This window comes from Rheinheimera metallidurans, from assembly GCF_036983985.1.
Taxonomy (GTDB): Bacteria; Pseudomonadota; Gammaproteobacteria; order Enterobacterales; family Alteromonadaceae; genus Alishewanella; species Alishewanella metallidurans.
The window spans coordinates 891,237-902,073 of sequence record NZ_JALAHQ010000001.1; the positions used below are offsets into that span (position 1 = coordinate 891,237).

Annotated in this window: 11 protein-coding genes; 7 read left to right on the top strand and 4 right to left on the bottom strand. The window is 43.6% G+C overall.

The window, feature by feature from the left end; all coding sequences use genetic code 11:
* The first annotated feature begins 50 nt into the window (after window positions 1–50).
* Entirely contained in the window at window positions 51–1,439 is a 1,389-nt protein-coding gene (locus MN199_RS04260) for a DUF4397 domain-containing protein (RefSeq protein WP_335738517.1), read from the top strand.
* A gap of 99 nt (window positions 1,440–1,538) precedes the next feature.
* On the opposite strand, the gene MN199_RS04265 is transcribed toward MN199_RS04260, so the two are convergent.
* Complete coding sequence (locus MN199_RS04265; protein ID WP_335738518.1) at window positions 1,539–4,787, bottom strand: S41 family peptidase; 3,249 nt, start codon at window positions 4,785–4,787, stop codon at window positions 1,539–1,541.
* Window positions 4,788–5,199: 412 nt separating this feature from the next.
* Between MN199_RS04265 and MN199_RS04270 the strand changes: the two genes are divergently transcribed.
* Window positions 5,200–5,601: a hypothetical protein gene (locus MN199_RS04270; RefSeq protein WP_335738519.1), complete on the top strand. Its 402-nt coding sequence runs from the start codon at window positions 5,200–5,202 to the stop codon at window positions 5,599–5,601.
* A 78-nt stretch (window positions 5,602–5,679) separates the two neighbouring features.
* Here the strand turns inward: MN199_RS04270 and minE are convergent, their stop codons facing one another.
* From minE to minC, 3 genes are read right to left on the bottom strand one after another with little or no spacing between them, the layout of a single operon-like run.
* A complete protein-coding gene (gene minE / locus MN199_RS04275) occupies window positions 5,680–5,940 on the bottom strand; it encodes a cell division topological specificity factor MinE (RefSeq protein ID WP_132582705.1) in 261 nt (86 codons plus the stop codon).
* A gap of 3 nt (window positions 5,941–5,943) precedes the next feature.
* The gene (minD, locus tag MN199_RS04280; protein WP_335738520.1) at window positions 5,944–6,753 is read right to left on the bottom strand and encodes a septum site-determining protein MinD; all 810 of its coding nucleotides are present in this window, start codon (window positions 6,751–6,753) and stop codon (window positions 5,944–5,946) included.
* A 10-nt stretch (window positions 6,754–6,763) separates the two neighbouring features.
* A complete protein-coding gene (minC, locus tag MN199_RS04285; protein WP_335738521.1) occupies window positions 6,764–7,471 on the bottom strand; it encodes a septum site-determining protein MinC in 708 nt (235 codons plus the stop codon).
* A gap of 164 nt (window positions 7,472–7,635) precedes the next feature.
* Here minC and MN199_RS04290 point away from each other — a divergent pair, with 164 nt between their 5' ends.
* Genes MN199_RS04290 through MN199_RS04310 form a run of 5 tightly spaced genes read left to right on the top strand, consistent with a single transcriptional unit; the run spans window position 7,636 to window position 10,786 of the window.
* Window positions 7,636–7,905 (top strand): YcgL domain-containing protein, encoded by a 270-nt coding sequence (locus MN199_RS04290; RefSeq protein ID WP_132582711.1) that lies wholly within the window; start codon window positions 7,636–7,638, stop codon window positions 7,903–7,905.
* A 25-nt stretch (window positions 7,906–7,930) separates the two neighbouring features.
* On the top strand, window positions 7,931–8,971 hold the full coding sequence (locus MN199_RS04295) for a lytic murein transglycosylase (protein ID WP_335738522.1): 1,041 nt from the start codon (window positions 7,931–7,933) through the stop codon (window positions 8,969–8,971).
* Window positions 8,972–8,973: 2 nt separating this feature from the next.
* Window positions 8,974–9,636: a fumarylacetoacetate hydrolase family protein gene (locus tag MN199_RS04300; RefSeq protein ID WP_335738523.1), complete on the top strand. Its 663-nt coding sequence runs from the start codon at window positions 8,974–8,976 to the stop codon at window positions 9,634–9,636.
* Window positions 9,637–9,638: 2 nt separating this feature from the next.
* Window positions 9,639–10,139 (top strand): YcgN family cysteine cluster protein, encoded by a 501-nt coding sequence (locus MN199_RS04305; RefSeq protein WP_132582717.1) that lies wholly within the window; start codon window positions 9,639–9,641, stop codon window positions 10,137–10,139.
* A 29-nt stretch (window positions 10,140–10,168) separates the two neighbouring features.
* Window positions 10,169–10,786 (top strand): mechanosensitive ion channel domain-containing protein, encoded by a 618-nt coding sequence (locus MN199_RS04310; protein WP_207903149.1) that lies wholly within the window; start codon window positions 10,169–10,171, stop codon window positions 10,784–10,786.
* Window positions 10,787–10,837: the final 51 nt, after the last annotated feature.

Consider the following 10,837-nt stretch of genomic DNA (forward strand, 5'->3'; position numbering starts at 1 on the left):
AAAATGCCCGCGTAACAATTCAGCAACTAATAACTGAAGGGTTACTAATAATGAAAATAATGACACACTTTGCTATACCGGCTGTTTTGTCTGTTTCACTTAGCGGCTGCTTTTTAGATAGCGACTCAAAGGATGAAACCTCGGCCACTCCCACGCCAACACCACCGGCTGTAGTAAACGCTAGCCTACAGGTGGTACATACTGCCCTTGATGCACCCAACGTAAATGTTAAAGCCAACGGTAATACCGTGATTGAAAACCTGATGTTTGCTCAAGCGTCGGATGTGCTGTCATTAGCTCCAGCAAAATACAGTGTTGCTGTTGATGCTATTTTACCGGGTGAGGGTAATACCGCTACGGTAATTGGCCCGTTAGACTTAGCTTTAGCAGAAGCTACACGTTACACCGTATTTGCTGTTGGTAGCGTAGCTGAGCAAACGTTAGAGCCATTAGTGGTAACTGGCTCGGTAAATGACGTAGCTGCAGGTAAAATTCGTTTACAGGTAGTGCATGCGGCAGCTACAGCACCCGAGGTCGATATTCATGTTACTGCACCTAATGCTGAGCTGGGTTCACCACTTGCTACTTTAATGTACAAAGACTCTACCGACTACGTTGAAGTAGACCCAGGGCAGTATCAGGTGCGTATTACACTACCAGGCACTAAGACTGTGGTATTTGATAGTGGTACTTTAGCGCTAACTACCGCCGGCACCGATCTGGTGGTTGCGGCTATCGATACCCGTTTCTCAGGTGCGTCACCAGTATCGTTATTGGCAATAGGCCAAGATGGCAGCGAAACAGATATTCTTGATGTTGGCGCCACCGCTTCAGTGCGCGTAGTACATAACGTATCTGACGCACCAGCGGTAGATGTAATTGTCAATGACACTATTACGCTAGTTGATGCGTTGCAGTTTCCTGATTTTACCGGTTACGTGGGTGTAGCGCCGGATACTTACAACGTAAAAGTTGCGGCCGATGCCGACAACAGTGTTGTTGTTATTGATGCTGATTTAACCCTAGAGCCGGGTGCGTTTTATAGCGTATTGGCTGTAGGTGCATTAGGTGAGAATAGCATTGAGCCTTTAGTGCTTGCCGACATGCCACGTCGTATTGCCACCGCAGCTCAGGTGCGTATTGTGCACGGTTCTACTTTGGCAGGTAATGTTGATATTTATGTTACAGCGACAGCAGATATCACTGCTGCGACACCTGCTTTTGCTGCCGTCCCCTTTAAAGCTGAAACAGGCTATGTTTCATTAGCCGCTGGCGACTATGTAGTAACAGTAACGCCAGCTGGCAGTAAAACTGCTGCTATAGGCCCGGTGGTGTTATCGCTTCAAGCTAATAGTATTTACACCGCAATTGCGCGTGATGGCGTAGGCTTAACCGCTGATGTTGGGTTAATTTTAATGGATGACTTTGTGCAGCCATAAGCAAGAACAACCTTATTTAGGGTGGGACAGATTTAACGAAATGAAAAAGGCTGCAGTGAAGCAGCCTTTTTGGTTATTTAATAACTAGCAGTAGTGTTGTTACAAACCCAGTTGCTGAGGCATGGCTGGGGCTTGGCTATGATCGGCTGGTGGGTTAGCTTTTAATTGCTCTAACGTATAGCTAATTGCGCGCTCTAATTGCACATCAATACCTTTATTTACAGCAATTGGGTCAAGCTCGACTTCAATGTCTGGCGCTACGCCTTCGTTTTCTACCCGCCATTCACCATCGGCAGTATAAAAGCGGAAAAACGGTACTACGTGAAAGCCGCCATCAATCATATTTGGGTTTGCAGAAATACCAATTAAGCCACCCCAAGTGCGGGTGCCAATGGTTTTGCCTAACTTTAAGTATTTAAATGCCCAAGGTAAGAAGTCGCCACCTGAACCGGCATCTTGGTCAATTAGCATAGTTTTCGGGCCATGAATAGCGCCACCTGGAGTGGTAAAGCCTAAGCCATCACGGTCTTTCCAACCTGATAAAAATGGCCGACTTAAAATGTCAGTAATATAGTTAGCTGCTTGGCCACCACCATTTTTACGCTCATCAATAATTAATGCCGGTTTATCTACCTGCGCAAAAAACATCCGGTTAAAAAAGTAAAAGCCACCATCAGCCGTGTTAGGTAAATACACATACGCCAGCTTACCGTTGGATTTCTTGTCAACTAACTGTCTATTTTGCTCTACCCAATGCCAAAGCCGTAATTGGCTTTCATTCGCCACCGGCTCAACCGTAATATTGCGGCTGTTTTTACCGTTGCTATTGTCGGCAAGGGTTAGTACTAGCTGCTTTTTGATAGTGTTCTCTAAGCGTTGGTAAATATTTTCACTGGCAAACAGCGGCTTACCGTTAATGGCGAGCAGGTACTCACCATCTTTAGCGGCAGCACCAGGTACCGCCAGTGGCGCTTTTAAAAACGGTGACCAGCGATCGCCCTGATACACGGTGCTTATTTGATAGCGATTATCATGGATGGTGAAGTCGGCACCGAGTAAACCCACGTTATTGCTTGGCTCTTGATGTATATCGCCGCCGCCAATGCGGTTATGGCCAACTTGCAGCTCGGCAATCATGGCTACTAGTACATCGTTTAAATCTTCACGGCGTTGCACGTGCTTTAACATAGGCTGATATTTTTCGTACATAGCCTGCCAATTAATGCCATGCATTTTGGCATCATAAAAATAGTTTTGCTGCATACGCCATGCATCATCAAAAATTTGTTGCCATTCTTGAACTGGATCAACAAAGCTTTTGACGTCCGCTAAACTTATATCTTTGGCTTTGGGCTTTTCAACGGCATCGGCAATTTTTAGGCTATTAGTATCTGAGATTAACAAGAGTTTTTTACCATCAGCACTCAAGCTAAAAGCGGATAATTTGTCTTGAATTTCGCTGCTGGTTTTTTCTTTAAAGTCAAAACGATACAAGCTGGCATTATTATCATCTCTGGCTTGAGGTAATTCGTTGCTGCTGCCCGGTTGGCTGCGCTGTAAATAAAATAACGCACCATCATTAGCAACCGCTAAGCTGTCGTAGTTACGCTCAGCAATAGGTAAGGCAACAATGCGATGGTTTAAACCGGCTACATCCAGTTTAACTGGCGTTACTTTTTTGCTGGGTTTAGCTTTATCGTCAGCGTCAGTATTGGTGTCGGCTTTAGGTTCATCGCCGCTGTTAACCAATAACGGTGACTTACCATTAGCGGCCAGTATGGCGACATAAATTGCTTTACGAATAGGGCGCTCTTGGGTAGATAAATCTAAGCCAACTTGAGACGGCCCGGTATTAACCGATGCGGTAAAGTATAAGTAATTGTCACTAAATGCGGGGTCATCCGCATGGCTTAAGCCATCAGTTAGCTGGACGTTTTTATTATTAGTAAAATCGAACAGTTTAATTTGGCTAAAGTAGTTTTCATTTGACACGGTGTAAGCCAAATAGCGGCTATCAGCGGAAAAGCTAACCTTAAATTCCGCACGGCGTAATGAGGTATCTAATTTTTGATTACTCTTTTTCTTGATGTCATAGGCATATAAATTTAAATGGTTATCTTGATAGACAATACGATTACCGTCGGGCGACCAACTGAGTAAGGTTAAATAGCCATCGTTATTTAAGGCATAGGTTGTTGCTTCACTCATGCCGTCTTGGTTTTGAATTAGCAGTTGATGCGTATTACCTTTATCTGACAGATAAGCCACTTGGCTGCCGTCTGGGCTCCACAAGCCAGAGAACTCACGAACGCCAGAGGTTTGCGTTAAATTACGGGTTGAACCATCTTCAACCGGTACGGTAAAAATATCGCCGCGTGCACTAACAATAACGCGTTGTCCCGTACTGGATAATTGCGCCGACGTTAAGTTTTGGCTAGCGTCTTTCCATTGCGCACGACGCTGTGCGGACTGCGTTTTAATATCGATATTAATTTGCTGGCTTTGGCCATTGTTTAAGTTTAATTGATATAAATAACCACCAGCGGCGTAAACAATAGCGTCACCATAGCCTGCTGCGGTTTCAATATCCCACTCTTGTAGCTGGGTTAACTGGCTAACTTTATTTGCTGTGTAGCTAAATAAATTAACCGCCTTATTATCACGGTCGGATAAAAAATATACGCTGTCATTAAGCCAAAACGGGTTAAATTCATTGGCATTGGGGTGTGGTATTTTTTCTAGGTTTTGTTTGGCTAAATCAATAATCCAGATTGGCGGTGTACTGCCGCCACGGTGTAAACGCCAACCGCTGGTGCCACTATAAGCCATGTTATTTGGCCGGTAGGCTAGCTTAGTGCCATCTTTAGACCATTTACCTTCAAAAGCGACAGCTGGCATAACTTTTTCTTCGTAGCCGCCGGTTATGGCAACTTCAAATAATTGATTACTACGGCTATTGGCCACTTCGCGGTTTGAGGCAAACAGTACTTTTTTGCCATCAGGGCTCCAGCCATTTACCGTATCAGCAGCCGGATGCCACGTTAAACGTTGCGCTGTGCCGCCTGAGGTCGGCATAACATAAACATCGGTATTGTTATCGTAACTTGCTGAAAATGCGATCCAGTTGCCATCGGGTGAAAAATGCGGAGCTAATTCATTGGCTGGATGACTAGTTAACTGCCGTGGGTTTTGCCCGTTGCGGTCGGCTAGCCAAATATCACCACCATAAACAAAGGTTAATTTATCAGCTGAAATATCGGGCTGGCGCAATAAGCGGCTACTTTCAGCGGCACAAACACCGGCAGAAGCCAAAATTGCCACCAAGCATAAATACCGTGATTTAAACATGTTAAGTCCTTATTTTATCGTTATTTTTTTGGAATATAAGTAGATGAAATTAACCGGCAATATAATTAATGGTATTGAGCATAGCAAAAAACCACCTCAATTGAGGTGGTTTTTTTAAGGCTTGAGAGTCAGACACAATTGCTAACTCTGGATCTGACCTTCAAGGCATTAACAAAATGGTTATTGAGATAACGTAAGTCAAGCCCGCATCCAAAGGTTTTGTTTATTTGTGTTTGAAGTTCGCACTTATCGTTAAGGAGGCCATGTTAGTGTTGATATTTATTTTTTTTGAGCACATTGGTTTATGTAAGCTGATTTTTTTGTAAATAACGTTTACTTTGTGTTGAATGTGTTGAATGTGTTGATTTGTTTTGCAATTATAGTGTTGATAATGTTTTATTGGAGTTTTTGCATGAGTTCAGGTATTCGTTCACTTTTTTTTGTTGGGAGCTTGGGGGCAGCGATTATTGCACCACAAGCTATATCAGCTGAGGATATTGATTTTAGTCAGGCAAAATTGTTGCTTGAGATCACTGCAGTTACTATTGTCAGTAAAGAGGTAAAAGATCATTCAGCTCGCTTTAGCATTCAAGCGGTCTGTGATGAGAGCAAAAAAAATTGTGATCCGTCTGAAGAACAAGAGGAGGTTGAGGAGCGAAGGGTTGAAGAGCGATGGTGGGAAGATGACCGTGGCGACGAGTGGTATGAAAGAGCTGAATACTATAAGTACGAGGATAGTGAAATCTGGGACTTGGTATCTAAGACGCAAGCAAAAAAAGGAACTACAGGTTTTGTTTCTCGGCCAGAAGGTTAGTAAACAGATAGTCTGAGTTGACGTACAAATAAACAAAGCCCGCTTAATGCGGGCTTTGTTTATTTGTGTTTGAGAGATTTAACGCTTATCTTCCGGAAAAGTAATATTGAGTTCTAATACCGACAATTCGTTGTCTCGTTGCTCTAACGATACGGCAATTTGTTCTGGCGAAATATCTACGTATTTACGAATAACTTCTAATATATCTCGCTCTAACTGCGGCAGGTAATCTGGGCTGTTACGTTTTCTGCGCTCATGCGCGACTATAATCTGTAACCGCTCTTTTGCTGTACTAGCGCTATTTTTTTTGCTTGAACGAAAATAATCCAGTAATGACATCCGTTATCCTCCAAATATCCGCTTTAACAGGCCTTTTTTCTCCACTGTTAAAAAGCGGAACGGCACAGTTTCGCCCAACAGGCGATTAATTGTATCCATGTAGGCTTGGCCAGCGTCACTCTCTTTATCTAGGATAACTGGTTGGCCAGAGTTAGAGGCGCTAAGCACGGCTTGTGATTCTGGTATTACACCAATAAGCTCAATAGACAGAATATCTTTAACGTCTTCTACGCTTAGCATTTCGCCTTTCTCTACTCGCTCAGGGTTATAGCGAGTAAGAAGTAAATACTCTTTAATATTGTCTAAGCCTTGTTCAGCGCGGCGAGACTTGCTAGATAACATACCTAAAATACGATCTGAGTCGCGTACGGATGATACTTCAGGGTTAGTAACTACAATTGCTTCGTCGGCAAAATACAGTGCCATCATGGCGCCAGACTCAATACCGGCAGGAGAATCACAGAGAATAAAATCGAAATCTTTAGCTAACTCGTTTAGTACTCGCTCAACACCTTCTTTGGTTAAGGCGTCTTTATCGCGCGTTTGTGATGCCGGCAAAATAAACAGGTTATCGATGCGCTTATCTTTTATTAATGTTTGTTTTAAATTCGCTTCACCGTTAATTACGTTGATAAAATCGTATACTACGCGGCGCTCACAGCCCATGATTAAGTCTAAATTACGCAGGCCAACGTCAAAATCGATAATAACAGTTTTATGGCCTTTTAATGCTAAACCGGTACCAATAGCTGCGCTAGACGTAGTTTTTCCCACACCACCTTTGCCTGAGGTGACAACAATAATTTTTGCCATCAAAAATTCCTTATACTAATTCTGCTAATACTAAATGGTCGTCTTGCAGCTTAATACACGCTGCCTTACCCCAAAATTCGCCCTGCAAGCTTTCACTTAACCAGTAGTTACCGGCAATAGACACTAATTCGGCCTGCAAGTTGTAACAATAAATGCGTTTGCTGTTGTCACCACTAGCACCGGCAATAGCTTTACCACGTAAGGTGCCATAAATATGAATATTGCCATCAGCAATAACCTCGGCGCCTGCGCCTACGGTGCCTTTGACAATTAAATCTGTACCTTTAGCATATACCTGTTGGCCTGAACGTACCGTGTGTTCAATTACTTTACTGTCCGTTGCTGCACTGGCCACGTTTGCGGTTACTTCAGCAGCTTTACTGCTAGACACTGCGCTAGTCGTGCTTTTGTTGTCTTTGCCCAGTTGCAATGCAGCAAGGCCAGCTTGCTGCGCTTGCTGTTTTAGTTCTGCATTGGCCCCACACACACCCACTAACACTAACTTTAACTCGACAAACAGCTGTTTAATTGCTGCAAAGTCGGGGGTTTGTTGGCATTGGCTTAAGTTTAAAATAATCGGTGCTTGATAAAAAAATGTGGGTGCTTGTGCTAGTTTTTGAGCTAACTGCGTCTGTAATGCGTTGACGCTAAGATCTGGGCAGGAGAGTACCGATAAGGGAAATAAGCTACCTTTTAATTCCAAAGTCTGTTCTGACATAACTGATTCTTTGCGCACTTATGATAATTTGCTGCAACTGTAGCTTGGGTCGCGCCAAGCCGTGTATTTATTTGCATTGCTACCCGTTGGTAGGTACGCAATAACAAGGCTTCATGTTATAGTTTAGGCTTTCGTTAAGCAAGTTTGCGGCGTGGTTTTATTCGATGTTATGTGCAGTATATAAAAGTGTAAAAAAAGATCAGACCTATCTGTATGTAAAGCAGCGCGATAACTTTTCTGCGGTGCCTGAGGTGCTATTGAAAACCTTTGGCGTGCCAGTGCTGGTAACCTTACTTAATTTAGCCAAGCGGGAACATTTAGCGCTGGCTGATATCGATAAGGTTAAGCAGCAGTTGGAGCAACACGGTTTTTACTTGCAAATACCACCTCCTGCCGAAAACTTGTTAGCACAACATAAAGCGCAGCAATATTAATTTTTCTCATCTTATAGGCCTTATTATGTTTAGAACCCTAATTTCTCTTGCTACAGCAGCGGTGTTTAGCGCCGGCGTGTTAACCGTTAATGCGCAAGAACAAAGTACAAACGAGACTAAGCCCAGTTTTGCCGATTACACCGCAACACTAAAACAGGAAGCATTAAGTAAAGGCTACGCTGCAGAGTTGGTAGAGCCGGTATTCGCTTCGTTAACCTATCATGAACGCATTGTTAGTGCCGACAAAGCGCAGCCAGAAGTGGTGGAAACCCTAAGTACCTATTTACCTAAACGTGTTAGCGAAATACGTATAAAAATGGCACGCGAACGTTATCAGCAATATTTACCTGAGCTAGAAAAAATTGGTGAAAAATACGGCGTTCAACCGCGGTTTATTATTGCGCTGTGGGGGCTGGAAAGTAGCTTTGGCCGTTTTATGGGCACCTATTCAGTACCCTCGGCGTTGGTCACACTGGCGTATGAAGGTCGGCGTGAAAGCTTCTTTAAACAAGAGTTTTATCAAGCCTTAGATATTTTGGCCCAAGGCCATATTAGCTTAGACGAAATGAAAGGCTCTTGGGCTGGCGCTATGGGCCAAAGCCAGTTTATGCCCAGCTCGTTTATGGCCTATGCACAAGATGGTGATGGCGATGGTAAAAAAGATATTTGGACTAACCAGTTGGATGTTTTTTCCTCTATTGCTAACTATTTAAAACAACAAGGCTGGGACAATAGTAAAACCTGGGGCCGCGAAGTATTGCTCCCCGCTAATTTTGATAATACTCAGGCTATTGCGCGCGGCAGTTTACAGCGTGGCGAATGGTTAGAACGCTGGAATAAGTCAGAACGCAGTTTGGCTGATTGGCATAAGTTAGGTGTACAACGTTTAAATAAAACGCCACTGCCACCGCGTGATATTAATGCGGCGCTAGTATTGCCTGATGGTGAAACGGGTCGGGCATTTTTAGCTTATGACAATTACAAAGCGTTAATGCATTGGAACCGTTCTTACTACTTTGTTACCAGCGTTGGCTATTTAGCTGATCTTATAGTTACCTCGGAGTAATAATGCCATATCAGCACGTTAGCTTAAATGGTGAGCCTATTGCATTGCCTGTGGGTAAGGTGGTGTGCATTGGGCAAAATTATCATGACCATATTGCCGAGATGCAAAGTAAAACCGCAGCGCAGGCCCTGTTTTTTATTAAACCTTCAACCGCGTTATGCGCGTTGGCACCGGGTTTTAGTATTCCACAGCAACAAGGCGAGGTGCATAACGAACTCGAGCTTGCGGTACTTATTGCTAAGCCGTTAAAAAATGCCGATGCTGCCACGGTTAATGATGCCATTTGGGGTTACAGCTTAGCGCTAGATCTTACTTTGCGAGAGCTACAAAGCCAATTGAAACAACTGGGTCGACCATGGGAAATCGCTAAAGGTTTTGATGGGGCATGCCCTATAGCAGGTTTTGTTGAAAAGCAGCAGGTAGTAGCCGCACAGCAGTTAGAATTTAGCCTAACGGTAAACCACACACTGCGCCAACAGGGTAATAGCGCTAATATGATCCGCAGTATTACGCAAATAATTAGCGAAATGAGTGCACATTTTACGTTATTACCGGGTGATATAGTGCTTACCGGTACGCCGGCTGGCGTTGGGCCACTGCATTTGGGTGATCAGCTGCAATTGCAGCTTGCTAATTTTTTTAGCGTTAACAGTAGGGTATATTAAGCATGACGTTGGCTGAACGGTTTTGGCAAAATAAAACGCTGGATGAAATGAACCAGCAAGAGTGGGAAGCACTGTGTGATGGCTGTGGTAAATGTTGTCTAAATAAGTTTATTGATGATGACGACGAAGACGAAGCTGGGCCGACTGCTGTTTTGCATAATAACGAACAGGTACATTATACCAATATTGCTTGTCGTTATTTAAATAGCCATAAGTGTGAGTGCACCGAGTATAACCAGCGCACGCTATTAGTGCCTGATTGCATTGCGCTAACTAAAGAAAATTTAAAAGACATTTTCTTTATGCCAACCAGCTGTGCTTACCGGCGGTTACATGAGGGCCGGGGGTTACCGCATTGGCACCCATTATTAAATGATGGTAAAAAAAGCTTGATGCATAAAAAGCAAATGTCGGTACGCAATAAAAGTATTTCAGAACTGCAGGTTAACCTTGAGGATTTTGAAGATTATATTGTGCGCTGGCCATTGAACGATTTAGATTAGTTGATACCCACAATTTGGGGAGTTTTAGCTTGCCAGTTATAGAGTATATTCAAAAACTAATGCAGCACTTTAGCCCAACTACGGTGCAGCTGATTATTAGTAGTTTGGTCATCGCGCTGTATTTTATGATCAGTCGGCGTTTGGCACCCTTGCTATTTCAGGTTATTTCGCGCAGCCGCCTTAAAGCTGAAATGCACAAACGTGCATTGGTGGTGTCGCATATTTTACTGGCGTTGCTGCTGGCCGTAGTACTGAGCGTGGTGTGGGGCGTTGATATTCGCGGTTTGCTGGTACTGGCATCGTCAATGATCGCCGTAATCGGTGTCGCGTTATTTGCCGCATGGAGCCTACTGAGTAATATTACGGCGTTTTTTATCTTGCTGGGGCAAAAAGCCTTTGCCGAAGGTATGGAAATACGTGTTATTGATGGTGGTAATCATCTTGAAGGCAAAATTGTTGAAATAAATTTATTTAGCACCGTACTACGTACTAAAGATAATGAACAGATTGTATACCCCAATAACTTATTGATCTCGCGACCAGTAGTCATTTATCCGAAAAAGAGCCGCAAGGTAGTACAAAATACCGTTGCAGAAAAAGCCCAGCGCTGGCGGCGTAAGCTATTGATTGGCAACAAAAGTGAGTAGTATTACCGTGACAGCAAGACAATGCACTGCTACATTCGACCAAACGCCATG